At 63.3% G+C, this 25,286-nt stretch carries 23 protein-coding genes and 1 pseudogene; 12 read left to right on the top strand and 12 right to left on the bottom strand.

What is annotated here, in order from left to right; translation table 11 throughout:
• Window positions 1-9: 9 nt before the first annotated feature.
• The 3 genes from ENE74_RS14820 to ENE74_RS14810 form a co-directional block, all read right to left on the bottom strand.
• The gene (locus ENE74_RS14820) at window positions 10-1,254 is read right to left on the bottom strand and encodes a DNA topoisomerase IB (RefSeq protein WP_241242021.1); all 1,245 of its coding nucleotides are present in this window, start codon (window positions 1,252-1,254) and stop codon (window positions 10-12) included.
• A gap of 50 nt (window positions 1,255-1,304) precedes the next feature.
• A complete protein-coding gene (locus ENE74_RS14815) occupies window positions 1,305-1,790 on the bottom strand; it encodes a hypothetical protein (RefSeq protein WP_127691711.1) in 486 nt (161 codons plus the stop codon).
• Between the two features lie 139 nt (window positions 1,791-1,929).
• On the bottom strand, window positions 1,930-2,358 hold the full coding sequence (locus tag ENE74_RS14810) for a DUF3597 family protein (RefSeq protein WP_127691710.1): 429 nt from the start codon (window positions 2,356-2,358) through the stop codon (window positions 1,930-1,932).
• Window positions 2,359-2,608: 250 nt separating this feature from the next.
• On the opposite strand from ENE74_RS14810, the pseudogene ENE74_RS14805 reads away from it, so the two are divergent.
• Window positions 2,609-2,920 (top strand): annotated as a pseudogene (locus ENE74_RS14805) (DUF4142 domain-containing protein); the annotation flags it as partial.
• A 307-nt stretch (window positions 2,921-3,227) separates the two neighbouring features.
• On the opposite strand, the gene ENE74_RS14800 reads toward ENE74_RS14805, so the two are convergent.
• Both ENE74_RS14800 and ENE74_RS14795 read right to left on the bottom strand, forming a co-directional pair.
• Window positions 3,228-3,554 carry a response regulator gene (locus ENE74_RS14800; protein WP_277601379.1) on the bottom strand — a complete coding sequence of 109 codons (327 nt, stop codon included), beginning with the start codon at window positions 3,552-3,554 and terminating at the stop codon, window positions 3,228-3,230.
• A 200-nt stretch (window positions 3,555-3,754) separates the two neighbouring features.
• Window positions 3,755-6,982 (bottom strand): PAS domain S-box protein, encoded by a 3,228-nt coding sequence (locus tag ENE74_RS14795; RefSeq protein ID WP_164847497.1) that lies wholly within the window; start codon window positions 6,980-6,982, stop codon window positions 3,755-3,757.
• 190 nt (window positions 6,983-7,172) lie between these two features.
• Here ENE74_RS14795 and ENE74_RS18730 point away from each other — a divergent pair, with 190 nt between their 5' ends.
• The gene (locus ENE74_RS18730; RefSeq protein ID WP_420902598.1) at window positions 7,173-7,340 is read left to right on the top strand and encodes a helix-turn-helix domain-containing protein; all 168 of its coding nucleotides are present in this window, start codon (window positions 7,173-7,175) and stop codon (window positions 7,338-7,340) included.
• Window positions 7,341-7,403: 63 nt separating this feature from the next.
• Here the strand turns inward: ENE74_RS18730 and ENE74_RS14785 are convergent, their stop codons facing one another.
• Complete coding sequence (locus ENE74_RS14785; protein ID WP_127691705.1) at window positions 7,404-7,664, bottom strand: hypothetical protein; 261 nt, start codon at window positions 7,662-7,664, stop codon at window positions 7,404-7,406.
• A gap of 236 nt (window positions 7,665-7,900) precedes the next feature.
• Window positions 7,901-9,016 (bottom strand): LysR family transcriptional regulator, encoded by a 1,116-nt coding sequence (locus tag ENE74_RS14780; protein ID WP_241242028.1) that lies wholly within the window; start codon window positions 9,014-9,016, stop codon window positions 7,901-7,903.
• A 349-nt stretch (window positions 9,017-9,365) separates the two neighbouring features.
• On the opposite strand from ENE74_RS14780, the gene ENE74_RS14775 reads away from it, so the two are divergent.
• Window positions 9,366-10,586: a GNAT family N-acetyltransferase gene (locus ENE74_RS14775; RefSeq protein ID WP_241242020.1), complete on the top strand. Its 1,221-nt coding sequence runs from the start codon at window positions 9,366-9,368 to the stop codon at window positions 10,584-10,586.
• A 19-nt stretch (window positions 10,587-10,605) separates the two neighbouring features.
• A complete protein-coding gene (locus tag ENE74_RS14770; RefSeq protein WP_127691702.1) occupies window positions 10,606-11,064 on the top strand; it encodes a MarR family winged helix-turn-helix transcriptional regulator in 459 nt (152 codons plus the stop codon).
• Here the strand turns inward: ENE74_RS14770 and ENE74_RS14765 are convergent.
• On the bottom strand, window positions 11,042-11,287 hold the full coding sequence (locus tag ENE74_RS14765) for a hypothetical protein (RefSeq protein WP_127691701.1): 246 nt from the start codon (window positions 11,285-11,287) through the stop codon (window positions 11,042-11,044). The two genes, ENE74_RS14770 and ENE74_RS14765, sit on opposite strands and share 23 nt — an antisense overlap.
• Window positions 11,288-11,752: 465 nt before the next feature.
• On the opposite strand from ENE74_RS14765, the gene ENE74_RS14760 reads away from it, so the two are divergent.
• Both ENE74_RS14760 and ENE74_RS14755 read left to right on the top strand, forming a co-directional pair.
• Entirely contained in the window at window positions 11,753-13,315 is a 1,563-nt protein-coding gene (locus ENE74_RS14760) for a DUF389 domain-containing protein (RefSeq protein ID WP_127691700.1), read from the top strand.
• Window positions 13,312-14,586 carry a cation:proton antiporter gene (locus tag ENE74_RS14755; protein WP_127691699.1) on the top strand — a complete coding sequence of 425 codons (1,275 nt, stop codon included), beginning with the start codon at window positions 13,312-13,314 and terminating at the stop codon, window positions 14,584-14,586. The genes ENE74_RS14760 and ENE74_RS14755 overlap by 4 nt, the downstream gene beginning before the upstream one ends.
• A gap of 16 nt (window positions 14,587-14,602) precedes the next feature.
• Here ENE74_RS14755 and ENE74_RS14750 read toward each other — a convergent pair whose 3' ends face one another.
• From ENE74_RS14750 to ENE74_RS18295, 3 genes are all read right to left on the bottom strand, one after another.
• On the bottom strand, window positions 14,603-15,139 hold the full coding sequence (locus ENE74_RS14750; protein WP_241242019.1) for a DUF305 domain-containing protein: 537 nt from the start codon (window positions 15,137-15,139) through the stop codon (window positions 14,603-14,605).
• Window positions 15,140-15,392: 253 nt separating this feature from the next.
• On the bottom strand, window positions 15,393-16,685 hold the full coding sequence (locus ENE74_RS14745) for an HD-GYP domain-containing protein (protein WP_277601378.1): 1,293 nt from the start codon (window positions 16,683-16,685) through the stop codon (window positions 15,393-15,395).
• A gap of 201 nt (window positions 16,686-16,886) precedes the next feature.
• Window positions 16,887-17,033 (bottom strand): hypothetical protein, encoded by a 147-nt coding sequence (locus ENE74_RS18295; RefSeq protein ID WP_164847496.1) that lies wholly within the window; start codon window positions 17,031-17,033, stop codon window positions 16,887-16,889.
• 122 nt (window positions 17,034-17,155) lie between these two features.
• On the opposite strand from ENE74_RS18295, the gene ENE74_RS14740 reads away from it, so the two are divergent.
• The 4 genes from ENE74_RS14740 (at window position 17,156) to ENE74_RS14725 (ending at window position 22,615) form a co-directional block, all read left to right on the top strand.
• Window positions 17,156-18,115 (top strand): mechanosensitive ion channel family protein, encoded by a 960-nt coding sequence (locus tag ENE74_RS14740; protein WP_127691696.1) that lies wholly within the window; start codon window positions 17,156-17,158, stop codon window positions 18,113-18,115.
• Window positions 18,116-18,195: 80 nt separating this feature from the next.
• Window positions 18,196-19,608: a DUF2254 domain-containing protein gene (locus ENE74_RS14735; protein WP_127691695.1), complete on the top strand. Its 1,413-nt coding sequence runs from the start codon at window positions 18,196-18,198 to the stop codon at window positions 19,606-19,608.
• On the top strand, window positions 19,605-20,810 hold the full coding sequence (locus ENE74_RS14730) for a hypothetical protein (protein WP_127691694.1): 1,206 nt from the start codon (window positions 19,605-19,607) through the stop codon (window positions 20,808-20,810). The genes ENE74_RS14735 and ENE74_RS14730 overlap by 4 nt, the downstream gene beginning before the upstream one ends.
• Window positions 20,810-22,615 carry an SLC13 family permease gene (locus tag ENE74_RS14725; RefSeq protein WP_127691750.1) on the top strand — a complete coding sequence of 602 codons (1,806 nt, stop codon included), beginning with the start codon at window positions 20,810-20,812 and terminating at the stop codon, window positions 22,613-22,615. The genes ENE74_RS14730 and ENE74_RS14725 overlap by 1 nt, the downstream gene beginning before the upstream one ends.
• Before the next feature lie 6 nt (window positions 22,616-22,621).
• On the opposite strand, the gene ENE74_RS14720 is transcribed toward ENE74_RS14725, so the two are convergent.
• Window positions 22,622-23,371, bottom strand: coding sequence for a hypothetical protein (locus ENE74_RS14720; RefSeq protein WP_127691693.1), 750 nt, complete (start codon window positions 23,369-23,371; stop codon window positions 22,622-22,624).
• A gap of 392 nt (window positions 23,372-23,763) precedes the next feature.
• Here ENE74_RS14720 and ENE74_RS18290 point away from each other — a divergent pair, with 392 nt between their 5' ends.
• Both ENE74_RS18290 and bktB read left to right on the top strand, forming a co-directional pair.
• Window positions 23,764-23,958 carry a hypothetical protein gene (locus tag ENE74_RS18290; protein WP_164847495.1) on the top strand — a complete coding sequence of 65 codons (195 nt, stop codon included), beginning with the start codon at window positions 23,764-23,766 and terminating at the stop codon, window positions 23,956-23,958.
• A 34-nt stretch (window positions 23,959-23,992) separates the two neighbouring features.
• On the top strand, window positions 23,993-25,189 hold the full coding sequence (gene bktB, locus ENE74_RS14715; RefSeq protein ID WP_127691749.1) for a beta-ketothiolase BktB: 1,197 nt from the start codon (window positions 23,993-23,995) through the stop codon (window positions 25,187-25,189).
• The last annotated feature ends 97 nt before the right edge of the window (window positions 25,190-25,286 follow it).

Genomic DNA, 25,286 nt, shown 5'->3' with positions numbered 1-25,286 from the left:
GACGATGCCTCAAGGCAACCGGCGGGTGATGATGGATCGACGCAAGCCTGCGCCCGTGACGACAACTCGCGACGGCGATAATCGTCCCTGGTGCGAATGAATTTCAGCGCCGGTCGTCATGAAGCCGGTGATCCTCGCTCCGCCTAGGAGCCGACCTGTTTTGCCTTGGCGCTCAGCCGTTCGTGCAGGAACGCCAGGACAACGGCTTCTTCCGGGCGTAGCTGCGACAGGTCTTCCCGCAGTTCCTTGGCCGCTTCGTCGCGCGCTTCCAGGATGAGCGCATCGCTGAGGTAGCTCTCGAAAACTTCGGGGTGGATATAGCATTTGCGGCAGACAGTGGGCGTATTGCCGGAGACGCGCCGCTACCGTTTCGATCGCCTCGCGCACGTTGCGCTTGGCCGCGGCGGCGCTGTCGACCTTTTCATATTCGGAGAGCGCGATCGCGGCCAGCACGGTGCCGCTCCATGTCCGGAAATCCTTTGCCGTGATCTCCGCGCCGGAAATTTCCTTGAGATAGGCGTTGATGTCGCCCGAGCTGACTTCGCGCTGGGCACCCTCTTCATCCAGATATTGGAACAGGTGCTGGCCCGGAAGATCTTGGCTTGCCTTGACGATCCTGGCGATACGCCGGTCGCGAATGCTGAGACGCCATTGTTTTCCACTTTTGCCCTTGAAGCTGAAGCGAAGTTCGGCCCCGTTAACCGCGACATGCCGGTCCTTGAGCGTCGTCAGCCCGTAGCTCTTATTCTGTTTTGCGTAGTCGGCGTTGCCGACGCGGATCATGGTCGTTTCCAGCAGTCGCACGATTGTCGCGAGCACCTTCTCGCGCGGCAAACCGCGAAGGCTGAGATGTTCGTCGACTTTGCCGCGGATTTGGGGAAGCGCCTGCGCGAACTCGAGCATATGCTCATATTTTGTGCCGTCGCGCACTTCGCGGAAGCGTGCGTGATATCGGTACTGCTTTCGGCCCCGGGCATCGCGACCCGTGGCCTGGATGTGACCATCGGCACCCGCGCAAATCCAAACATCGGTATAGGCCGGCGGGATTGCGAGCTTCCGGATGCGCGCGAGGGTCTCGGTATCGCGCATCGGTTTGCCGTGCCTGTCGACATAGCGGAAGCCTTTGCCATGACGCAGTCGCCTTATTCCTGGCTCGTTGTCGTTGACGTAAACCAACCCTGCGCTCTCGGCGGCCTCGTGGGGGTCTACGATCGAACCACTCTCGTCTTGAGGTGCTGCTGATGGAGATGCCATAGCCGCAAAATCTCAATCGGCCGCCAGTGGTTCCCCGCGACCTCTGCAGTTCATCGCTTGGCCGCGCCTTTTGCGCGAAGCCGCCGGGCGTTCATGGTGGCAGCCGAGTGAACAGGCGCGAGCGCCGCGGTCGGTAACGCCGCGAGCGTCGCCCAGATTTCCAGATTGCGCTCGGCAACCTGTGTCCATGCTGACCAATTGAGCCAGCCGCCTTCCCACAGCCGTCCGAATGCACGCGCATTGGCGCCGCCTGTTTTGCGAAGCCTCTCCCGAGCGGATGCGATTGATCGTTGCGATCGTCCGAAAGCGCTCGTCTTTTCTGTAAGCATTCGCGTCAGTTCGCGCTGATCGGCATTGAACGGATCGATCAGTGTTGCCGAAATCAGCGGCATGCGCATCTCGATGACGCTTCGCGCGCTGCTCATGGTCTCCACCCAGTCGCTCGCCAGCTCAACGGCCGTGAGCGGCCACATCCACAGGATCATCCCGTTCTCGACTGCCGATTTCATCACGACCTCCGATTTGCTGCGCCGCACCAGTCCGTGGCCAAGAGGCGGGATCTTTTCGCACGGTCGCACGGTCTGGAACTCCGTAAACAACCGCTCGCCTTATCAGGCCCCGAGGGACAGGCCCGGTTCACCGCTGCTGAAGAATGAACCGAACCTGCTGATGTCTTCAGTTACGCAAACTGTCGGGAACGATACCGCCATTTTCAGCGAGCTTGTCGATGACGGCCCGGTGAAGCGCGATATTCTGCTCGGCCGAGCCGTCAGCTCCGGCATGCACGCCAAGCTCGTCAGCCAATTCCTTGCGTGCCGCGAGGCTGGAATCGAGATCGAGCAGCTTGAGCAGATCGACGATCGAACTCTGATAGTTGCCGCCCTCGTCGTCTTTCATATCCGCCATGCTCTGAAGCACGGCGCCCACATCGACAGCATCTGGTGCCGCCGCTGCAGCCGCCGGGGCAGGGGCAGCCTGCGGCGCGGCTGCAGCAGGTGCGGACGCTGCGGTCGGCGCGGGACTGACCGGCGCCGGAGCGACGGGCGCGGCCTTGGCGCTGTCATGATGAAAAATCTTGCCGAGAATATTCTTGAAAATGCTCATGGCGGTCCTTTCGTGCATTGCGCCGTCTGCTGCGGACTAAACGCGTGAAGAGGTGAAAGGTCCTGCAGGAACGACCTTCCGCCGAAACAGTTGACGATAGGACAATTTGTCTCGCCGCGAGGAGCACCCCAATGAAGCGCTTGTCAACAGCCGCCATCGTCACTCTTGCGCTCGCGCTGAGCGCTTGCGGGAAGAAGGACGAACCTGCTCCCGAGGCGACCACAACCACTAACTCCATGGCTGGCGATCCGCAGCCCAGATGATCAAGGCCCACACGGATTCCACCGCGAAGCTCAAGACGGCGGCCGCTGGCGCAACACCGGCGATCACGCCGGACGCTCAGCTCAGCCCCGCGCAGCAACAGACCTTGAACGACCTGCAGGCGAAGTCTGGCGCTGGGTTCGACACCGCTTACGCGAGGGCGCAGGTCGATGCTCACCAGGCGGCACTCGATGCCCTCAAGGCGTATTCGGGGTCCGGCGAAGTCGCATCGTTGAAGAGCTTTGCCACCGGGCTGGTGCCGACGGTCACGGCGCATCTCAATATGGCCAAGGGCCTCTGACCGCTTGCGCAGGTCTGCTGCGGGGAGTGGACCGCCCGTCGGCAGACCTGCGCAAATGCGGGGTCCGGCAGAAACGGCTGCACGACGGGCCTGTTCTCCGAATTTGTCGGCATAGGCGATGGATTTCTGATCGTGCCTGACGTCATGGTGTCCACGGGAATGCCGATGCGCAATGCGGTCGGGTCGTCGCTCATCGCAACGACGGCGCGGATGTATGGCGAACTGTATTTGTCATGGCTCCGCCCCTCGGAACCCGTCTCGGCACGCGGTCCTGTCGGTCAGGCGCCGGCGTCCTTTTCGCGAAGCTTTAGCCGAGGATACCGGACAAGGCCTGTTCGATGCTGTCGGCGGTAAAGGGCTTTTGCAATACCGGCCGGCCCTGGTAGCGCGGGTCTATGCCGCGATCCCCGTAGCCGGAGATGAAGAGGTAGGGCACAGCGCGCGGCCCAAGCACATCGGCGATGCCGTAGCTTTGCTCGCTACCCAGATTGACGTCGAGGAGCGCGGCGTCGAGCTGATCCCCCTCGATGCTTGCCAGCGCGTCCGCAACGGTCGCGACGCAGGCGACGACGATGCAGCCAAGGTCCGTGATGATATCTTCGAGAAGCATGGCGATCATGCTCTCGTCTTCCACGATCAGAACGCGCCTTCCTGCAAATCTGGGATCACTCAACTATTTTCCCCGCACTTGAAGACTGGCGCTCAGCGGCTTCAGCCATGAATTTCGATCAGGCGCTCACCTGATCATGCTCTGCCTAAAGCCGGGCACGGCGATCATTGTCCAGTCCATCTTTGCCCAGCCTGATAGGCAGGTCATGGCGCTGCGGCTTTTTCTCAGCAGGGGAGCATAGCTGCGATGCGCGCGGACAGCGCCTCGAAGCTGAAGGGTTTTGCCAGCAGTTCCACGCCTTCGTCGAGACGACCGTCATGGACGATCGCATCACGGGGATAGCCGCTCATGAAGAGCACCTTGAGCGCGGGCCGAACCCTGAGAGCCTCGTCGGCGAGCTCTCGCCCCGACCGTCCTGGCATGATCACGTCGGTCAGGAGAAGGTCGATATGCTGCTCGGGACGGGTAATGATGGCGAGCGCACTGGTCGCATCCTCGGCCTCGAGCAAGGTATAGCCGAGCTCCATCAGGCATTCGACGGTGAAGGCCCGCACGCCCTCATTATCCTCCACGACCAGGATCGTGGCGGCCCGTGACGCCGGATTTCCGGGCGCTCCTTGCGATGTGGGCGGTGTGTCGGGCTCCGCTTCGGACGCAAGCCGTGGCAGGTAGAGCGAGACGAGCGTGCCCTCGCCGGCGGCCGAGCGGAGCGTGACATGGCCGCCGCTTTGCGTCACGAAACCATAGACCATCGAGAGGCCAAGGCCGGTGCCTTTGCCCTGTTCCTTGGTGGTGAAAAATGGCTCGAACACGCGCGATGCGACCTCTGGCGGCATGCCTGCGCCGGTATCGCGCACGTCGATCCTGACCCAGGCGCCCGGCGCCATGCCTTGCGCGGGAGCGGAAGCTTCGTCGCTCAAGACAAGATTGCGGGCCTCGATATGCATGACCCCGCCCGCAGGCATGGCGTCGCGCGCATTCACGGCCAGATTGAGCAGTGCGCTTTCCAGCTGATTGGGGTCGATTTCGACCGTCCACAGATCGGCGGGGAGGGCCGTTTCGACGCGGATGGTCTCGCCGAGCGATCGTTCGAGAAGATCGCCCATGCCCTGGACGAGCGTCACGAGCGAGGTCGGGCGAGGCGCCAGTGGCTGCCGCCGGGAAAAGGCCAAAAGGCGCTGCGTCAGCGCCGCGGCGCGGTTCGCGCCGGTCATGGCGTTGCCCAGCATCTTCTGAACGCGCGGGTCGGGTGCCTCCGCCTTGCCGACTGCCCGGATGGCCAGTTCGACACTGCCCATGATGATCGAGAGCAGATTGTTGAAATCGTGGGCGATCCCGCCGGTGAGCTGGCCGATCGCTTCCATTTTCTGACCCTGGCGGAGCGCCTCCTCGGCTTGCTCGCGTTCCGCGACGGCGTCGGCGATGCGTTGCTCGAGCGTCTGGTTGAGTTCCCTCAGCTCGCTTTCCGCGCGAACGCGGTCCGTGATATTGACCGATGCACCCACCAGTCCGACCACCTGGCCCGCTTCGTCGCGAAGCGGCGCTTTCTGCGAAAGCCAGACGGCATGGGTGCCGTCAGGAAGAGCGACATGTTCGACAAGCTGCTCCGGCTCGCCGCTGTCCATGATACGGCGGTCATTGGCCATGACCGCGCGCGCCTGCGCCTTGTCCTCTAGATTTTCCAGATCGGTGCGGCCCAGGAACGTCTCGGGTGGAAGGCCGAGAAGCTCGCTCGTTCCGCCATTGCCCATGAGCATGCGGCCTTCATGGTCCTTGGCGTAGACGACGCCCGGCACAGCCTCCAGGACGGTGGCGAGCAGGCGATGGGCTGCGTCGCGATCCTGCTCGAGCGAGCGCCGCTGCTCGATATCGAGAAGGACGCCCGGAAAGCGGGTGCGGCCCTCGATCGTCCTTTCGACGCGGCCATTGGCTTCGATCCAGTAATAGCGCCCATCGGCGCGCCTCACGCGGTATTGATGGGCATAGGCCCCGCCGCGCGCGACCACGTCCTCGATCGCCTGGGCAAGGCCGGGCTTGTCGTCAGGATGCACCGTGGCGATGATCTGCTCGAGCGGGATGCCCTCCCGGCCGAGAGCGGGATCGATCCCGAAGGACTCCGAGAACTGCTCGTCGATGGTGAACTGGTTGGCCTCGATATCCCAGACCCAGGTGCCGATGATGGCGCCGGCGGCGAGCGCAAGCTGAACCCGCTCGGCGTCCCGGCGCGCCTGCGCTTCGCTGGCGAGCGCGGCTGTCTGCAGCGCGCGCTGGTCAGTGACGTCCTGCACCACGCCGACCATGCGCGTTGGCTTTCCGGCCGCGTCATATTCGAGTTCGGCGCGTCGTGCGACGATGCGGATCGCGCCATCGCTCGGCCGCCTGATGCGATACTCGACATCGCGCGCTACGTCGCCCGTGCCGCGCCGCTGCGCATTCGAGGCAATCTCGCGATCCTCTGGAACGATGATATCCTCGAAGGCGCTCGCCGGGAGCCCGTCCGAAGGCTCAAGGCCGAATATCCGGCATGCCTCGGCGGTGGGCTCCATCCAGCCCGAAGCGACATCGAGCGTGAAAACGCCGACATGGCCGGCTTCCTGGGCGCGACGAGAGCGTTCCTCCGAACGCTGCAGCGCGAGCGAGGCTTCATGCTCGGCCGTCCTGTCGCGCAGGACCTTGACGAAGCCGTCGATATGCCCGGCATTGTCCTTGATGATCCGCATCTCCCCGCTTGCCCAGAAGCGGCGGCCGCTGTGCGTCATGCGCCAACCTTCGTCGGCGTGATGCCCGGTGCGCCGTGCCCGCTCCATTCGCCCTGCAAAGGCGGTCCGACCCTGGGCATCGGGAAATATGCGGTCCAGAGGCTGGCCGATCATGTCCTGCGCGGTCCAGCCGAGCAATTGTTCTGCGCCGCGATTCCAGAGCGTTACCTGGCCTTCGCTGGAAAGGGCGATGATGGCGTGATCGGTCGCGGCATCGACCACTTGCCGATAAAAGGCTTCATTCTTGTGCAAGGCTTCGGTGGCGAGATGACGCTGGCTGACGTCGCTCCCCTCCACGAGGATGCCGCGAACCTCGCCGGCGGCGTTGCGGACCGGTTGATATACGAAGTCGAGCCAGTGGCGGGCGGGTTCGGCGTTCGCGGTGCTGTGGAGGAGGATGGGAACATCCCGCGCGGCGTGAGGCTGTCCGCTGGCGAAGACCTGATCGAGCAGTTCGATGAAGCCTTGCTCGGCGACCTCGGGCAGGCATTGCGAAACGGTGCGGCCGACAGCGGTCCTCTCGCCGATCAGCTGCTGATAGGCGGGATTGACGTAAAGAAAATGATGGTCGCTTCCGCCCAGCACCGCGACGAACGATGGTGAACTGTCAAAGAGGGCGGCAATTCTGGCCGTAGACTCGCTATCGATCAGCTCTTCCAGAGGCTGGTCGAGATTCTCCCACAATCTAAGCACGCGCGTCTTTCCCCCGAGGACGATCCACGTGGGCCGCCGACAGACCCTTTTCCTCGCTTTCGCCTCCAATTCGCCACGGAACGTCGCTTTGCGTCGATTGGTTCCCATTTCGAAGGGCGATGTCAGGGAACCAAAATCGATTTGGCTTCAACTGTGGCTCTTTGGTGGCACGCTCCGCTTCGGCGCTGGGATGCCCGCCTCCCAGCAATCGCGGGCAGGCTGGCGTCAAGAAATGGTCAGCCAGCTGGCGATAATCCGGTATCGCGGAAATATTGGCGAGACAGCTAGGCGCCTCGGTATTGGCCGCTCCAAGCTCAATCGCAAGCGCGATCGGATGCAGATCCTCGTGCGATCATGAAACAGAGGCCCGCTCGGAAAGCAGCAAAGAGGGCGGGAAGGTTGGGCAAACCTGCAGCATGCCTCAATGGATCGTAGGCGACCCCGGAAGCGAGGCGCCCGTCAAAATCGCCCAGGCCTGGTTGAGCGAAAACCAGAACCGGGCCTGATAGCGACGCTGGTCTATGCGGTTGACCGCAATCTCGGCGGCAGCAAGCTGGAGCCGGGCCTCGGCCAGCAGGCTCTCGGCATCCTGATGCTCCATAGCGACCGTTCCCGCCTGCGCCTTCTTCTCCGGCGCCCATCCCTCATGATCATGGCTAGTCGATCGGCTGCGAGAGTTCAATCGATCCGAAAGGGCAATCCGAACTGTCCCGGCGAGAAGAGCGGTTTCCGGGCATTGCTTTACATCTTTTTACCAAATATCTGCCAAGACCGGGACCAAGACTGCGGGGGAGCCGGCTTAGCGGATGTGGACTGTCCCGTTGCGCTGGCGCGGTAGGGTCGTGGGGAGTGCGGGGTCGCGCGGCGCAAGCCGCTGCGGCCCCGCATTGCTTTGCCGCCACAAAGCCTTCGGGCGATCTAGATGGCCTCATCGGCATCGAGCGTATCGATAAACCCTTCGAACAGGCTGATGACATTGGAAGGCGAGAGAGCCTGTTCGAAGTCGCGCGGGTGGACGAAAGCGTCGCGAAACCAGGGATACAAATCGCCATCGAAGGATTGCGCGAGCCAGTTGAGGGCTGACTGAACACCTTGCGTGATGGTCTGCTCGTTGCTGGTCAGACAGAAGATCTCCCGCCTCAGATGCAGTCCGACGTCGAGCGGCCGGACTCGCCGGCTCACCGCCCGGGCATAGGTCGGCAGGATCCCGATGCCGCCGCCTGAGGCTACGGCGCGGAAATGCGCCGAACTCGTGTTCGTGCGGATCGCGATGAGGCCGGCCGGATCCGCGGTGCCCAGAATATAGGGAAGGAGATGGGACGCGACCTGGTCTGCTTCCTGCCAGACGAGGCGGTGCCGCGGCCATTCGTCGATCGATCGCGGGACACCGGCGGTCTGCAGGTAGCGATCGGAGGCGAACGGCATCAGATGGAGCGTTCCGATATGCCGGGCCTGCGCGCCTTCGGGAGGCGGCTCAAGCTGCACCGCGATATCGCACGCATCGTTCAGAATGTCGGCCGCGCGCATGTCGCAGATGAGCTCGACGTCGAGATCGGGATGGCGTTCCTGGAATTCGACGAGCCTTGGCATGAGCCAATAGGTTCCAAGGCCTTCGGTCACGGCAATGCGGACCCGTTCCCGCCCTTGCAGCGCGTCGCCTGACTTCATGCGTTCCGCGCCAACCCAAGTGCGCTCCATGTCGCGAGCCCGTTGGATGAGCTGTTTGCCGGCCCGGGTCAGGATGAAGCCGGTGGCGCTGCGCTCGGCAATGGCGGCGCCGAGCTTGTCTTCGATGCGGCCGAGGCGCCGCCGGATCGTGCCGATGGCATGTCCTGTCCGGGCTGCGCCAGCACGCACGCTTCCCGCTGCGATGACGTGAAGGACAAGTTCCAGTTCGTGCCAGTCGATACGTTTCAGTCTGTCAGGCGCGAGCGGCGGATCGGTGGGTGCGTTGTCGCGATGATGGAATATTGGTCTTGCACTACTGCTATTAGATTTTGTTTGTACGCAATCCGTCCGTTTCTTCTTCGCCACCAAATTGCCTCTCCTTCTTTGTCCGCTTTTCCGGAAGGCTGGCGCCAACAGAATCCATTTGGGCGCGAATGGCCAATATAAAATGCATCCACATTGGCGCTGATACTTGTCGCGCTGCAGCAATCCTCGCCTCGAAGCGCGCTTATCAACTTGCGCTTCCGACCGCCGGGGGCGAACACCATGGGGTGGGACAATATTTGACCAGGGCTGGAGCGCGATAGGCTCGCCTCACGGCGGACAGTCGGGCCTAGTCGAGGAACCCTTCCAGCATGAAGGGAAATCGATGTATCAGGACAGTATCAGGCCGGCGCCGCTTGATGGTTTCAGTACCATGGCCTTCTCCGACCGTGTGACCCGCCTATGCGCTGCCGGCGCCGCACACTCCTGCCAGGCGCGTGCGGCTGGGCTGGATGAAGCCCTCGCCGCGCTCGGCGTAGCGCGGGGGCATCTGGGCCATCTCGTGCCCGATGGCGTCGCTGCGGCGGCGATCCGCCACAATCGGCAGATTTTCCAGCTCCTCGATGGCAAGACGGACAACGCGCCACCTTCCTTCCTGGCCTTCCTCCCGCTTAATGACCGGGGCGCCCGGGCGATGGTGTCTGGACGCTTCGACAGCGGGAATCCCGACCTGGCGCTGGTGAGCCGCGAGGACGAGCAGGTGGCGGCGATCTATATCTGGCTCATCTTCTCGCCCGGCAGCCTCGTGACGACCCTGCGCGCGCTCGCGCCGCTCCTGGGCAGGATCGCCCCTGCCGGATGCCCGCTCTTCACCCGCGCTGTCACCGGACACACCGCCCGGCTTTTCCCGGCGATGGGTTTCGTGCCTGCCCGCAGCGTCTATGCGCAGGCGCCCGGGGATCTTCTGGCGCTTCCCGCGCGAACGGGTTTTCCAGAATTCCGGCCCGAAGCCCTCGCGCAAAAGCCGGGTGACGGGATCGACATCCGTGTCGCGCGCACGATGGAAGACATGATGAAATGCTTCACGGTGCGCGCCGCGACCTACATGTCGGAACAGGAATGTCCCTATGAGGAGGAGTTCGACGGCAACGACTTTTGCGCGACCCATTTTCTCGGCGAGATCGACGGCGAACCTGCCGGGTGCATCAGGATCCGCTACTTCGGCGATTTCGTGAAGATCGAGCGCCTTGCCGTCCGGCAGGAATATCGAACGTCGCGCCTGGCTTTCCGGCTGGTGCGAGAGGCACTGGGCTTTTGCCGTCAGAAGGGCTTTCGCCGCGCTTATGGTCATTCGAGGCACGACCTGACGCGCTTCTGGGGATTGTTCGGCTTTCGGCCGATTGCCGGCCGGGCATCGTTCCGCTTCTCGGAGGTCGAATATGTCGAGCTTGAAGCGGTGCTGGATACGGGCGGCGACAGCATCGCGATCGGCGCCGATCCCTATGTCATGATCAGGCCTGAAGGCGCATGGGATCGGCCCGGCCCCCTCGATCTTTCAAGCAGGCAGCCCGACGCGCGGCGGCAGCAACGGGTCGATGCGCGCATGCGTAAGCTGCGCGCGGCAGCTAAGTCCACTCCATCGCGCGCGGGAGGCCGCGATGCGCGAGCCTGAGAGGCCGGAGCGGGCGGACATGGCGCTGGACGACGCGGAAAAGGCGTCGAAATGCATGCGCGGCGATGCGACCGACCACCGTGCCGGTATTGCGCTCGCTGGCTGGATCTTCATGGCGCGCCGCATGCGCGCGGATATTTTCGGGGCCGAGCTCTTCGCCGAACCCGGTTGGGACATCCTTCTCGATCTCTACGCGGCGCACGCACGGGGTTGCCGGGTGCAGATCACCAGCCTGGCGCCGATGAGCGGGGTTCCCTCCAGCACCGCGCGGCGCTGGGCCCGCAAGCTCATCGCGCTCGACCTTGTCGTCCAGGAGCGCGATCCGCGTGATCATCGTCTGACCTTCCTGAAATTGAGCGCAACGGGCCTTGGCCTGATGAGCCGTTATTTCGTGACGCTTCTCGATCGAGCGCAGCCGCCCGGAGCGAGCATGGCCAATGTGCGCAAGGAATTGCCTAGCCGCGGTGCCGTTGCCTGAAGAGCTGCCGCAGGCGCGGCGGCCTTGCGCGGCGAGGGGAAAGGGGGAGCAGGCCCGGACCGATGCCTGTCCGCAAGTGTCGCCGCGCCCGTTGCAGCGCACGCTCGATGAGCGCGGCGGACTCCTGGTCGCCAAGATCGCCCTCGTCGAGCAGGACGAGCGCCTCGTCGAGATGGCGGATCGCGGAAATGAGTTTGCGGTGATTGTCGCGATCGCTTGTCATGGCTCTCCGGACGCCCATGGGGATGCCGGAAGAATGCCCGATGCCCCCGCGCGCTGCGCGGGGAGCCGGGGCTGGTAACATGCGAAATGACATGCGCCTGCGCTTTTAGCCGCAAGCGACCTGGACATATGCACAGGCACCCCGGCGGATTTCTCCACCCGGGTCATCGCATTTCGCGGGATTACCAGTCCCGGCGCCGCTCCTCGCGGCGCCCGGCGGGCCTATCACAAGCTCGCGGACAGTCCAAGATATCGGCGTGAACCGGCAGTCCATTTCGCAATTCTTGGGCACACCGATCGCGCCTCGGACGATCCGTCGGGCCAGATTTCATCCTGGGGCACGCGCAAAGGCCCTGCTGGCGCTGCTTAAAATTCAGGCAAATTGTCCAATTGAATGTGGCGGTGTAGGCAAAGGCATCGGGGCAGGTGCCTCACATGCGAAGCCGCGTCGCGGTCAGGAGGCCGGATGCCGGAAGCCCAAAGCCACAACGATCATTCAGCCGTCCATGGCGCACTCAAGCGGGTAGCCCTCTACCGCTGGTGGCGCAGACGCGTCGTGGGCAGTATCGACCATGCGGCCGTGATCGAGAAGATCGCCGCGGAAAGCGGCTGGTCGCCCCGCTATCTGTTCATGACGATGATGTCCGCAGGCATCGCGGTGCTCGGCTTGTTGCTGTCGTCACCCGCCGTCGTAATCGGCGCGATGCTGATTTCGCCGCTCATGAGTCCAATCCTTGGTCTCGGTTTCAGCCTGGCGCTGTTCGATTTTGGGGAGATGCGCCGCGCGCTGATCGCGCTTGCGGCCGGTTCGGCGTGTGCCGTCGCCTTTACCGCGCTCATCGTACTGCTCTCTCCCCTCCAGGCGCCGACCACCGAGATCATCGCCCGGACCCGGCCGAATCTGTTCGATCTCGCCGTTGCACTCTTTGCGGCACTCGCCGGCACCTTCGCCATCATTCGCGGTCGCGGCGATACGGTCGTTGGCGTCGCCATCGCCACGGCCCTGATGCCGCCACTTGCCGTCGTCGGCTACGGGCTGGCGACAGGTAATCTGCCGGTCCTCGGCGGCGCCTTCGCGCTCTTCGTGACCAACTTCGTCACGATCGCGCTGTCGGCGACGGTCATGGCGCGCTTCTATGGGTTCGGGCATGCGCTTTCGAGCCAGCAGAGCTGGACCCAGACGATCGTCCTGTTCTTCGTGTTCATTGCGATGGCCATTCCGCTTGGGTTTTCGCTGAAGCGGATTGCCACCGAAGCCGTTACGGTGACGCAGGTGCGCTCGTTCCTGACCGATCGTTTCGGGTCGAACGCGCGCGTGACGCAGCTCGACGTCAATTTCGATGCCGCGCCGATCGCCGTGCGCTCGGTGGTCATTACGCCGCGCAAGAATATGCAGCGCACGCTTGGCTTGCAGGCCGAACTTCAGGAGCGGCTCGGCCAGCCGGTCCGGCTGCAGCTCGACCAGGTGCTGCTCGAACCAGGCTCGGGGGCCCTGGATGCGCAGCGCGAAGAACTGCGGCAGGCGGGCGATGCGGCCGCTATCGAGAATGCGCGCATCGCAGCGCTCTCTCGCATGCTTGGGCTGGCGGCGGGTATTTCCAGCGACGCCGTCACGATCGACCGCGATCACCGGCGGGCAAGCGCGGTAGCAGCGCCATTGCCCGGAGCGAGCGTGGCCAGCTATCGCGCCCTCGAAGAGCGCGCGCATCAGGATATCGACGACTGGGACATTGCGATCATCCCGCCACAGGGACTGTTGCCGGTCATCGCTTTTGCCGATGACGACGACAGGCTCGACCCGATCGCGCGCGATGCCGTACTGACCTCCGCCTGGGCGTCAAAGCGCTGGAATGTGCGCGCGCTTGGCGTGCCGGGCCTGCCGGAGGAGATGCCGGAGAAGCCGACGCTCAGTCAGCGCCGCGCCGCGGCGATCGCCGCGGTCCTGCGCGATCAGGGCGTGACCCCTACTTCCGCGCGGGCGGCAGGGCAGTCCTTCCGGCTGCAGCGTATCGATGCGGAGGAGCCATGATCGCGGGTCTTTCGCTGACGCCGTTCGACGCCGCTGCGATCCTCATCGTGCTCGCAGCGCTCCTTGGCTATTGCAATCACCGTTTCCTCAAATTGCCGCCCTCTGTCGGACTCACCGTCATGGGGGCGGTCGCATCGCTCATCGTCGTGGGACTGGACCGGTTGTTGCCAGGCAGCACCGTCGGTAGCGATGTGGCTCGCTTCATCGCCGGCATCGATTTCCACACCACCTTGATGGACGGGATGCTATCGTTCCTCCTGTTCGCCGGGGCGCTTCATGTCGACTGGCATGAGATGCGGCGCGGGCGCTGGCCGATCCTCGTCCTCAGCACGATCGGCGTGCTGATCTCCACCGCGCTGGTCGGCGGCGGATTCTATGGGCTCGGCCTGCTGGTCGGGCTCGATATTCCGATGATCTGGTGTCTCGTGTTCGGCGCGCTGATCAGTCCTACCGACCCGGTTTCCGTCATGGGCGTGCTCAAGCGCGCCAGGGTCGCGCTTATCCTCGAGGCGACGGTGGCGGGCGAGAGCCTGTTCAACGACGGCGTGGGCGTCGTCGTTTTCGCGATCCTGCTCGCGACCGCAGTGTCGGGCGAGCCTTTCTCGCTCGCGCATGCAGCACATCTGTTCCTGCTCGAGGCCGGCGGAGGCGTGCTGCTTGGCCTTGCCATCGGCTGGATCGCCTTTCGCATGATGCGCTCGATCGACGAATATAAGGTCGAGGTGATGATCAGCCTCGCGGTGGTGATGGGCGGCTACGCGCTCGCAAGCGGGCTGCACGTCAGTGGCCCGGTGGCGATGGCGATCGCGGGCCTTGTCATCGGCAATGCCGGGGTCGCTTATGCGATGAGCGATTTAACGCGTGACTATGTCCACAAATTCTGGGCGCTGGTCGATGACATATTGAACGCTGTCCTGTTCCTGCTGATCGGTCTCGAAGTGGTCACGATCCCGGGCGACCCGCGTTTGCTGCTGCTCGGCGCCCTGGCCATTCCGCTGGCGCTGGCCGCCCGCGCCATATCGGTGGCTTTGCCGCTGGCGGCGATGCGTCCGCTGCTCGATCTCGGGCGTCTGGCGCCGCCGACCTTGATCTGGGGCGGACTGCGCGGCGGGATATCGATTGCACTCGCCCTTGGTCTGGCGAGCGATAGCGCCCGTCCCGGCCTCCTGACCGCCACCTATATGGTCGTGCTCTTCTCGGTCATCGTGCAGGGAGGTTCGATCGAGAGGGTGCTTCAATATTTCACGAAGAGGGATGACACCCCGACCTGAGGTGGCAGGGACCTCATCATTCTACGGCTTTGGCGATATCGCCGCTCATTTCGGGGGTGACGATCGCGGCGGCGGGCGGGAGGGTAGCTGATCCGCGCGAGCCGTTGCGGCGGATATCGCTGATGAGGATTTTCATTTCCTCGATCTCACGCACCTGCGCCTTGATGATGCCATCGGCGAGGCGGCGCACGCGAGGGTCGGTGAGATCTGCCTTGCGGGCATTGTTGATCGCTATCGAATGATGCGGGATCATCGCCTCCATGAAGGCGGTATCGCCGACCAATGCCTGGGAACGGTTGAGCGCAAGCAGAATGAAAGCGCAGCCGATCGAGAGCCAGAGGACGGCGATCTTGAGCATGCGCGGATGGTACATGTCCCACATGAAAGCGAGCATGATGGCGACCATTACCGCGCCCATGATGAATGAAGACAAAAGCCTGGTTACGCTGAAATAGAGATGATCGGCGCTATAGACGAGCTGGTACATCAGCACGAACATGACAGCCGTCGACACTGCGACCATCGCGGCAAGCCGCGCCCATCCTACTGCCATTTGCTTGTCCATGTCCGCCATCGCTGCTCTACGGGTTGTCAGGGATCAACGCGTGGGTCCGACATTCGTTCTTCGCGCAAGGCTCGTGCATGACGTGGCGGAGCCGGGGAAAGGACGGGCGGCGGTCCTCGGTCGACCCGGGCGGGATGCGGACCGTGAACGTGAAAGTGGAACGCTATACGCCTGCGTCCCCGGCCTGCTCATGGGCCAGGTTCGCCGACACCACGCGCTGCCGTATTTCTGTCAGTCTCGATCAGCCGTTGGCGGCTCGGGCTGTCATCGTCCGCTGACGAACGAAGCGGGAATCCTGTCCGCTCTCGAGCGCCAGAGCGACGGCATCCCACTCCGTAAAGCCCCAGAGTGCCGGCTCCTCGGCGGAAAGGATCTGGTCGCCGGACAGGTCGTCGCGAATGACGACGATTTCGGGATCGAGGAATTCACGATCGCGCGTGGAGTAGAAGGCGCAGACGCGGGGCCGCGATGCGCGGCGCCGGTTCTCAAGTGTAAGCGCGAGGCGATTGCTGCGCAGCCGGACCAGCAGGCCTTTGGGGAAGACGCTGATGCTTTGCATGAATTCGAAGAGGAGCGCCTGGTCGAAATGCCCCTCCCAGTTCCACATGGCGCTGATCGCTTCTGCGGGAGCCCAGTCTTCCTTGTAACTTCGGTCCGAGGTCAGCGCGTCATAAACGTCGCAGATCGCGCCGGCCCGCGCGGCAAGGCTGATCGCCTCGCCTGGCATGGCAAAGGGATAGCCGGTTCCGTCCATCTTCTCGTGATGATGGAGGCACACATCGAGCGCGGTCGGCGACATGTCCGGGGTCGCCGAGAGCAAGCTGTGACCGAAGTTCGGATGGTCGCGGACGATGGCGAACTCGCCTTCGGTCAGTTTGCCCGGCTTGTTCAGAATATCGTCCGGTATTCCCATCTTGCCGATGTCGTGGAGCAGACCCGCTAGCCCGAAATCGCGCGTCGTCGCCTCATCAAGGCTGTGATGCCGGGCCAGGTTGACCATCAGGGTGCAGACCGCGACCGAATGAAAATAGGTATATTCGTCTTTGCTCTTGAGCCGGATAACCCCGATCAACGCCTGGGCGTTATGCTCGATAGAAGCCACGATATCGTCGACAACGGGCTCGACGTCGGCCCGGCGTACCGCCTTGCCGAGACGGGCGGCTTCGAAGACGCCTTTCATCCGGTTCTTGGCCTGCTGTACGAGGCGGGCGGCTCTGTCCCGATCGCGTTGGGACTGCGGTCTTTCTGCTGGCTCGTTCGCCGCGCGGACTGAGGAAAGGGCGGGTCTGCGCACGTTCGCGGGTCGGGGGGCGGCTTGCGGTGCCGCAGCGGGGATAGCGGGCTCCGCTGCAACGCCGCGCTGGTCGTCGATGACGATAAAGGGGACGCCCGATGTGCGCACGCGCTGCACATCCTCCTCCGATGTTAGGAGAAAGTGGGCTCGCCAGAAAGGATGGCGAAACCAGGATCCGCCAAACTTGAGCACGTACATGCCGGCCCGTGCCTGGGAACAGGATATCTGTACGCGGGCCAAGCTGATCCTTTCTTCAACGACCGCGCTTAAAGATTCTGCGGGCTGGCGGACCGTGCTCGTATCACGCAATTGCTTACCTGATTGCTTAAACCTCGCGCGGCACTCTGCTCAGACTTGCGCATTTTACGTGTTTCACCGCATGAATTATGTAAAATCTTGTCTAGCGTGGGCCGCTTTTTTGCCGGTCCGCGCGAAGGTCGTCTATTCCACGAGGCCGCGTAGAAAGGCGATCAGGGAAGCAGCCCCCTGGAGCAGCCCCGCGATCGTGGCGAGGCCGATCAGGGCGCATTCCGCCTCGATCAGCCATGGCCGGATCGGCTTTTCGTTGGGGTCAGGCCACTCTTTCATTCCGGCGACGTGCCATAGCGACGATCATCAGGCAATTTTTGCGGGTCGATGTGCGGCGCGAGAGAGAAAAGATGCAGCGCTGGCAAGGAGGAACGCAGCCGAAACAAGCGGGTTATAGGGCGATGCAGCCGGTTACTCCCCCACCAGTCAAGAACCCTATCGATCTGATCAGCGCCAAGCTTCACGTCGCCGTCAACGACTTCTTCCTGCAACTGCCCAATATTGTCGGCGGCATCGTCTTCATCATCCTCATGTGGTTCGTCGCGAAGCTCGTCGCCGGGCTGGTGCGCAAGGGTTTCCATCACAAGGGCCTTGTCGATCTGGGCGGCGTGCTCGCCAGCCTTGTCTTCGGCGGCATCGTTGCCACAGCTGTCATGATCGCCGCCGTCATCGTCTTTCCGAGCGTCAAGCCCGCCACGATCATCTCCTCGCTCGGCATCGGGACCGTCGCGATCGGCTTCGCCTTCAAGGACATCCTGCAGAACCTGCTTGCAGGCATCCTCCTGCTGGTGAACCGTCCCTATCGCCGGGGCGACCAGATCGTCGTCAAGGATTTCGAGGGAACGGTCGAGCATATCCAGAGCCGCGCCACGCTGATCAAAACTTATGACGGCCGGCGCGTGATCATTCCCAATTCCGACATCTATACTTCCCCGGTGATCGTCAACACGGCCTTTCCCACACGGCGCAGCCAATATGATGTCGGGATTGGCTATGGCGATGACCCCGCTGCGGCGGCCGAAGCCTTTGTCGAGGCGGTGCGAAGGGTCGAGGGCGTCGAAGCAGATCCCGCGCCCGAAGCGCTGCCCTGGGCGCTCGACGACAGCTATGTCACGATCCGCGTGCGCTGGTGGACCGACAGCAAGCGCACAAATGTCGCCCACACCCAGTCCCGCGTCATTCTGGCGATCTACAAGGCCGCCAAGGAGCATGGCATCGATTTGCCCATTCCGACGACAGTTATGCTCTATCATGATCAGACCGAGGAAACGGACGGCAACCGGGCCGAGCAGCGGGAAGGGTGGCCGACCGGTAAGGAGCCGTCCAGGCCTCGCCGGCTGGCGCGGCAATCCGGGGACTAGAAGAATGAAGGGGGAGAGGCCATTTCTGAAAGACGCCCTGCGCACCGCACCTGTGAACTGAACGCGGGAGGGGCTGCGCGATGAGGGCGCGGTTTCTCAAGTTCAGCGCCAATCTGCGCGAAAGTTACTGGTTCGTCCCCAGCCTCATGGCAGCGGGCGCGATGCTCCTCGCCTCGCTGATGGTCTATGTCGACAGCCATTTCGGGTCGGGCTGGATGGATGGGCTGCCCTGGCTCTATGCCGCACGCCCCGATGGCGCGCGCAGCCTGCTGTCAGCCGTCGGCGGATCGATGATCGGCGTTGCCGGCACCACCTTCTCGGTGACGATCGCGGCCGTCGTCTATGCCTCCGGTCAATATGGGCCGAGGCTGCTCAGCAACTTCATGGCCGATAAAGGCAACCAGGTGACGCTCGGCACCTTCATCGCCACTTTCCTCTATTCGATGCTCGTCCTGCGCACGATCCGCTCGCCTGGGGAGAATGGCGCGGGCGCCGAGGCCTTCGTCCCGCAACTGGCGCTCGGCGTCGCGGTGCTGCTCGTTCTGGGTTCGGTCGCGGTCCTCATCTATTTCATCCACCATGTCCCGCAGCGCATCCATATCAACAGCGTCATCGAGGAGGTCGGCGAACGTCTGATCCGGGAGATCGACAATCGCTTCCCCGTCTTCATAGGCGCGCCGCTCGATGACCAAGCGGGCGAGGACGAGTCTCCTGTTCCATCCGCCTTGCGCGACGATGATGTCGCAGCGCACGAGGCAAGGGTCGCGATCCGGTCGAAGGATACCGGATATATCCAGGTCGTTGATGACGGGACGCTTCTTGCGACGGCCCAAGACCTGGATCTCGTCCTGCGGCTCCAGTATCAGCCGGGGGACTTCGCGCACCGGGGCAGCGTGCTTCTCGAAGCCTGGCCCGCCGAGAAATGCGATGAGCATGCGATTGCTCGCCTGCGCGGTGCGTTCGCGATGGGTTCGCGCCGCACGCCGCTCCAGGATTTGCGGTTTCTGATCGATGAGCTGGTCGAGATCGCGGCGCGTGCGCTGTCGCCGGGGGTGAACGACCCCTTTACGGCCAACTCCTGTCTCGACTGGCTGGCCGCCGCGCTCGCGGACCTGGTCCGACGCGAACTGCCTTCGCGTCTTCGCGCCGATGAGGAAGGCGCTTTGCGCGTGATAGCCAGGCCCATGAGTTTCGCGCTGCTCACCGATCGGGCATTCGGCGCTCTCGCCCAATATGCAAGCGCCGACATGATCGCGGGGCGGCGTTTTCTCAATGCCGTGGGAGACGTCGCGCTGTCCTGCGAAGCGCCGTCACGCCTCGCGGTCCTGCGGGCGCAGGTGCTGGATTTCAAGGCGCTGGCCGAAGCAAACCTCAAAGGCGCCAATCGCCGTTCGGTCTGCGACCGCGCCGACGATCTGCTCCGCGCGCTCGACGACCCCGCGTTCAGGCGGCACCTTCGCGACGGCAATACCTGGCTGGGAGGGACGGCTTGATCTTCTGGATAGCAGTTGGAGTGGCCGTGGTCGTCACGGCGGCGCTGACCTTCGGGCGTTTCGCACGCTCGGACAGCTGGCACGCCACGGTTACGCCGCTGGCATCGATCATCGGGTCGGGTTTCCTGATCTGCGGGCCGCCGCTTGCAAAGGAGTTCGGGGGAGCAGCGCTCCTCGCCATGGCCGTCCTGCTCGCCATCGCCTACGCCGCAGGTTGGGTGATCCGCTTCAACATCGTCCATGTCGAGCCCTATCTCGAGCAGGCGCCTTTCAACGATCGTGTCGCCTGGCTCGCCCGGACCGCGCAGGGCGTCCTGGCAATCGCCTATGCCATTTCGGTCGCCTATTATCTCAAGCTGCTGGCCGAGTTCGCTCTGAAGCCACTGGAGCTCGCGCCCGACACCCAGCCGCTCGTCGCCAAGTTCGTCGTCACGGTAATCATCATCCTGATGACGCTGCTGACGCTCGGCGGCAGCCTGCGCAAGGTCGAGCATCTCGCGCATGGCACCGTGTCGCTCAAGATTGGCATCATCTGCGGCATGCTGGTTGCGCTGGCGATCGCCTGGGTGAGTGGGACGGCGCATCAGCCTTTGCCGGAGCCTATCCTCAATCTGGGCAGCATCCCGATGCTGCTCGGATTGCTGATAACCGTCCAGGGTTTCGAGACCTCGCGTTATTTGGGGCACGCTTATCCTCCCGACTTGCGCATCCGCACGATGCGCAATGCCCAATGGATCGCGAGCGCCATCTATCTTGCATTCATCGCCTTGCTGACCCCGTTTCTCGCGCGTGCCGCGCAGACGGAGGGGGTCGCGGGGATTCTGGATATCATGGAGTTCATTGCGCCCGCGCTCGGCGGTCTGGTTCTCGTTGGCGCTCTGGCCAGTCAACTGAGCGCGGCGGTTGCCGATTCCATCGGTTCCGGAGGGGTCGTCAACGAAGTGTCGCGCCGCCGCGTCAGCATCCGACTTGCCTTCGCGCTCGCCGGCGTCCTTGCCATCGGCGTGACCTGGGCGACCGATCCCTTCGAGGTCGTGGCGCTCTCCTCGCGGGCATTCGCGCTATTCTATGCGCTGCAATGCGCCCTTGCTTTCATGGTGGGACGCCGGAACGGTGCCAGTTTCGGGCAGAAGCTGGGTTTCGTCCTGGTGGGCCTTGTCTGTATCGTCGCCGCAGCGGCCGGCGCACCCGCGGAGGGATGATGTTCGCCGACCTGCTTCATGTGGCCGCGCTCCACCGGGCCGAACTCGGCCTCTTCTTCATCGTCGCTCTGTTCATCGCCTTCGCGCTCGAGAAATTTCCGCCCGTCGTTATCGCGATCACCGGCGCGGCGATCATGATCCTGTTCGGATGGGTCGCGACCGATCGCGCCATCGCCGCTTTCGCCAATCCGGCACCGATAACCATCGCGGCCTTTTTCGTGCTGTCGGGAGCGCTGATCCGCACCGGCACGATCGAAGCGATTGCGGGCGCCATCGTGCGGCAGGCGGAGCTTCATCCGAGGCGCACGCTTGCCGAACTGCTTCTGGGCGCAGCTACCGCGCCAGCCTTTGTCAACAACACGCCTGTCGTCATGGTGCTGATCCCGCTGGTCAAGCGGCTGGCAAAGACCGTCGGCGTTGCTGCGACGCGGCTCCTGATCCCGATCTCCTACCTGTCGATCCTCTCGGGAACGCTGACCCTGGTCGGCACGTCGACCAATCTCCTCGTCGATGGCGTTGCGCGCGACAGCGGGCTGCGTCCGTTCGGCATATTCGAGATCACGCAGGTCGGCATCGTCGCTCTCCTCTCCGGCGCGGCGACGCTCGCAATATTGGGCCCTCTGCTGCTGCCGCGTCGGCGCGATATCCCGATGCAGGAAACAGATCAGTTCAGTTATCTCACCGAGCTGGCCATGACGCCCGAGAAGCTGGAAACGCGCCCGACGATCGCTGATCTGAAAGAACTGACGCGCGAGAAAGTCGAACTCATCGCGCTGCGGCGCGGCGACACGCTCATCCGCTCGCCAGACGGTGCGATCCAGCTCGGCCCTGACGATCGGCTCGTCGTCAGGGCGGCAGCGGGAGAAATCGACGACCTGGCGCGCAGCCATGACTATACGGTCGGCCTGCAGGGCCTTGGTCAGCCGATCCGGCTCGCGAGTGACGAGCGATCGGACAAGGTGAAGCTTGTCGGCTTGATGGTTTCGCCGGCGCATATCGCGCTTGGACGCCGTCTTTCAGAACTTCCGATGCTGGCCAATTTGCGCGTGCGCGTGCTTGGCCTGGGCCGAGCGGGCAAGGCATCGGCGGGCGCCCTCGGGCGCATCCGGGTGCGGCCCGCCGACAGCCTGCTGGTCGCGGCAGACGACGACGCCATCATAGAACTTTCGGAAAACACGGGGTTCATCGCGGCCGATACCAGCAGGGTTCGTCGCTATCGCCGTCACCGTGCGCCGATCGCGCTGATGACGCTCGCCGGCGTCATCGCTCTGGCCGCGTTCGGCGTCGCATCGATCACGACCCTCGCCATCATCGGTGTGGCGCTGGTGCTCGCAACGCGGTGCATCGATCCTGACGAGGCATGGCAATCGATCGACGGCAATGTCCTCATGCTCATCGTCGCGATGCTGGTCATCGGGGAAGGTCTGCAATCCATCGGCACCGTCCAGCTGATCGTCTCGGCGCTCTCGCCTGTGCTGGCGCACGCCTCGCCGCTGTTGCTGATCATTTTGCTCTACGCGCTCACTTCGCTGCTGACGGAGACGGTCACCAACAATGCCGTGGCGGTGATCATGACGCCGGTTGCGATCGGCATTGCGCAAAGCGCCGGGCTCGATCCGCGCGCGCTCGTGGTGACGGTGATGTTCGCCGCTTCGGCAAGCTTTGCCACGCCGATCGGCTATCAGACGAATACGATGGTCTATGCGGCGGCGGACTATCGCTTCACCGACTTCGTCAAGATCGGCATTCCGATGAATGTGATCGTCGGCATAGCCACCTGCCTTGCCGTGTTCTGGCTGTTCTAGGGCCAGTCATCCTGGTCGCGGCGCGGCAATCTGCCCCTCGAGCCAGCCGACGAACGATCCGTCGGCGAAGCGTTCGGGGGTAAGAGCATAAGACTGAGCATCGCCGTTGCGTGCCGGGATAGTGTCTGGATCGCCTGCCGCCATCTGGATCTGCAGTTCGCGCCGCGAGCCAGTGCGGTCGACCAGCTGGATTTCGATGGGCTGCTCCGGTGCCTGTCCGGAGAAGGAGCGCAAAATCGTGCAGTCGGTGCCATGTGTGTCCAGGCGTTCCTGGAGCGCGACCAGGGCGTGGAAGACATCGCGTTCGAAGGCCGACTGGACCGGCATGAAATACCGGCTGCTGAGGATCGGCTGCGCAAAGCCGCGCACCGCGTCGATCGAACCTGTTTCATCGAGCCGGCATGCCACGAGGACGAGATAGGGACCGGGTGTATCGAAGTCGCCGGAGATCTCCTCGGTGACCACGAAGGGTTGGGCGTGGCCGAGAAGTGCCGCCCGGCGCCCCGCGCCTTGCGCATGGAGAAGGACCGCGCCTGGGGTTCCAGTGGGAAGATGCCGCAGGGTGCGCGCCATTTCGCCGTTCCAGTAAGGCCCGCTTCTCGTCCAGAGCACCTGCGATAGGGGAATTTCTGGTGCCACCTCGAACCTGTCCGCCGCCCCCGAGAGCGACGCGAAAGCGTCGACCAGGGAGCTGTCGCCTCTGCTGCCGGGAGAAGCGATCACCGTAGCGCCTGACGCGACCAGTAGCTCTTCCATCCGTTGGGCCAAGGGCAGGGGTGGCTGGATATCGGGCGCCGGCGCGCCGGGAAGGGGCGGCAGGAGCGCCTCTTCGAGAAGCGGAAAGAACCGACGTGGGGGTGATGAGGCGGAGAAAACTGAGGAGCTCAACGTCGGGCCTCTTCGCTTGCGAATTCTGTGCGTCGGCATGCGTTACAGCGAGACTTGCGACAAGAGCGAGGATCTAGCTGAAACAGCTGAGTTGACCTTGTGATGTATGATACATCAAATGAACGGCTTATATATCATAGATGATGTGTGATAGGGGTGTGTTGTCGGTATGTCAGGTCGACCCGCTGCCCTAGGTGCTTCGAGCGTCACCATCGCGGCGGTATCCTACGCGCTCATCTCGAGGCGGCTTGCTGAGGCTGATGAACATTCCTGTGGTTGCCGATTTTTTCGAAATACAACTTGTCCTGTTCGAGCGCCATTTGGCCAAGGCGCAGAAGGGCGATGGATGCACATCGGAAGAGCTGGCCCTCCTTGAAGCGCTTCGCCTGGCAATCATCAGAAACATCGCTGAATGGGATGCGCTCACAGCGTGCCCAGTCGCTCGTGAAGCCTGACAGCAACTCAAATTTTGCCAAGAAGGATCCCGTGGTGGAGGATATTTACATCGTCGGCGGTGCGCGCACCGCAATCGGTGACTTTGGTGGAGCACTCAAGAGCTTCCTGCCTGGCGAGCTGGGTGGAATCGTAGTGGCAGGCGCGATAGCGCGAGCGGGAATATCCCCGGTAGATGTCGAGCAGGTGGTGATGGGACAGGTGATGCCCACCAGCGCCAAGGATGGCTATCTCGCACGCGTCGCCAGCTTGCGGGCAGGGATACCTGCCGAGACGCCTGCATTGACGGTGAACAGGCTCTGCGGATCGAGCGTGCAGGCCATCATTTCGTGCGCGCAGATGATGAAACTGGGAGAGGCCGCGTTGACCGTTGCCGGCGGAGCGGAATCGATGTCGAACGTACCCTATCACGGTCATGGCGTTCGCTGGGGTCAAAAGATGGGGGATAATCTGCTGGTCGATGCGCTCACACAAGGTTTGCAGGACCCAATAGGGGGCTTCCACATGGGCGTTACGGCGGAGAATATTGCCGAGCGCTACGCGATAACGCGCGAAGCGCAGGATAGGCTGGCACTTGAAGGGCATCGCCGCGCCATTTCCGCCATCTCCCAGGGCCGTTTCCGTGACCAGATCCTGCCTGTAGAGATTCGCACCCGGACCGGCACGAGCAGTTTTGCCACCGATGAGCATCCTCGAAGCGACGCATCGCTTGAGGCGCTCGCTGCGATGAGGCCCGTATTCCGCGAGGGTGGCACGGTTACGGCAGGCAATGCCAGCGGGATCAACGACGGGGCGGCGGCTGTCGTCCTGGCGACGGGATCGCAGGTTAAAGCGCGGGGTTTGCGCGCGCTTGCGCGGATCGTGTCATGGGGACATGCGGGCGTTGATCCCGCCTATATGGGTATTGGTCCGATCCGGGCGGTTCCCATTGCCCTCGAGCGAGCGGGCCTCAGCCTTGCGGACATGGACACCATCGAGGCGAACGAAGCCTTTGCGGCCCAAGCTCTGGCGGTCGCGAACGAACTGGGCTTTGATCCCGCCAAGGTGAATCCGAATGGCTCAGGAGTGAGTTTGGGGCATCCGGTTGGGGCGACCGGCGCTATTCTGACCATTAAGGCAGCCTATGAACTTGAGCGGATTGACGGCCGATATGGTCTTGTCACCATGTGCATCGGTGGCGGTCAGGGTATCGCCATGGTCATTGAGCGGGAGCGCATTCGAGCGTCCCACTAAACGGTGCAACAAGGCGTTGACCTTCCTGGTCAGCGAAGGGGCTTGGCCGCGTGCAGCTTGATTAAGGGCTTGTTTACCATTCTCGAAGTTATAGTTG

The sequence above is a fragment of the Sphingobium algorifonticola genome (assembly GCF_004005485.1).
GTDB classification, from domain to species: Bacteria; Pseudomonadota; Alphaproteobacteria; order Sphingomonadales; family Sphingomonadaceae; genus Sphingobium; species Sphingobium algorifonticola.
The sequence above is the reverse complement of the archived record's forward strand: the minus strand, read 5'-3'. Positions and strand labels throughout refer to the sequence as shown.

Excerpts from the sequence above, each read along its gene's own strand:
- ENE74_RS14770 (WP_127691702.1), top strand. The coding sequence starts at position 10,606 with ATGGCGCTGGACGACGCGGAAAAGGCGTCGAAATGCATGCGCGGCGAT.
- ENE74_RS14760 (WP_127691700.1), top strand. The coding sequence starts at position 11,753 with ATGCCGGAAGCCCAAAGCCACAACGATCATTCAGCCGTCCATGGCGCA.
- ENE74_RS14740 (WP_127691696.1), top strand. The coding sequence starts at position 17,156 with ATGCAGCCGGTTACTCCCCCACCAGTCAAGAACCCTATCGATCTGATC.
- ENE74_RS14810 (WP_127691710.1), bottom strand. The coding sequence starts at position 2,358 with ATGAGCATTTTCAAGAATATTCTCGGCAAGATTTTTCATCATGACAGC.
- ENE74_RS14725 (WP_127691750.1), top strand. The coding sequence starts at position 20,810 with ATGTTCGCCGACCTGCTTCATGTGGCCGCGCTCCACCGGGCCGAACTC.
- ENE74_RS14755 (WP_127691699.1), top strand. The coding sequence starts at position 13,312 with ATGATCGCGGGTCTTTCGCTGACGCCGTTCGACGCCGCTGCGATCCTC.
- ENE74_RS18730 (WP_420902598.1), top strand. The coding sequence starts at position 7,173 with ATGCCCGCCTCCCAGCAATCGCGGGCAGGCTGGCGTCAAGAAATGGTC.
- ENE74_RS14720 (WP_127691693.1), bottom strand. The coding sequence starts at position 23,371 with ATGGAAGAGCTACTGGTCGCGTCAGGCGCTACGGTGATCGCTTCTCCC.
- ENE74_RS18295 (WP_164847496.1), bottom strand. The coding sequence starts at position 17,033 with ATGAAAGAGTGGCCTGACCCCAACGAAAAGCCGATCCGGCCATGGCTG.
- ENE74_RS14765 (WP_127691701.1), bottom strand. The coding sequence starts at position 11,287 with ATGACAAGCGATCGCGACAATCACCGCAAACTCATTTCCGCGATCCGC.
- ENE74_RS18290 (WP_164847495.1), top strand. The coding sequence starts at position 23,764 with ATGAACATTCCTGTGGTTGCCGATTTTTTCGAAATACAACTTGTCCTG.
- ENE74_RS14735 (WP_127691695.1), top strand. The coding sequence starts at position 18,196 with ATGAGGGCGCGGTTTCTCAAGTTCAGCGCCAATCTGCGCGAAAGTTAC.
- ENE74_RS14820 (WP_241242021.1), bottom strand. The coding sequence starts at position 1,254 with ATGGCATCTCCATCAGCAGCACCTCAAGACGAGAGTGGTTCGATCGTA.
- ENE74_RS14750 (WP_241242019.1), bottom strand. The coding sequence starts at position 15,139 with ATGGCAGTAGGATGGGCGCGGCTTGCCGCGATGGTCGCAGTGTCGACG.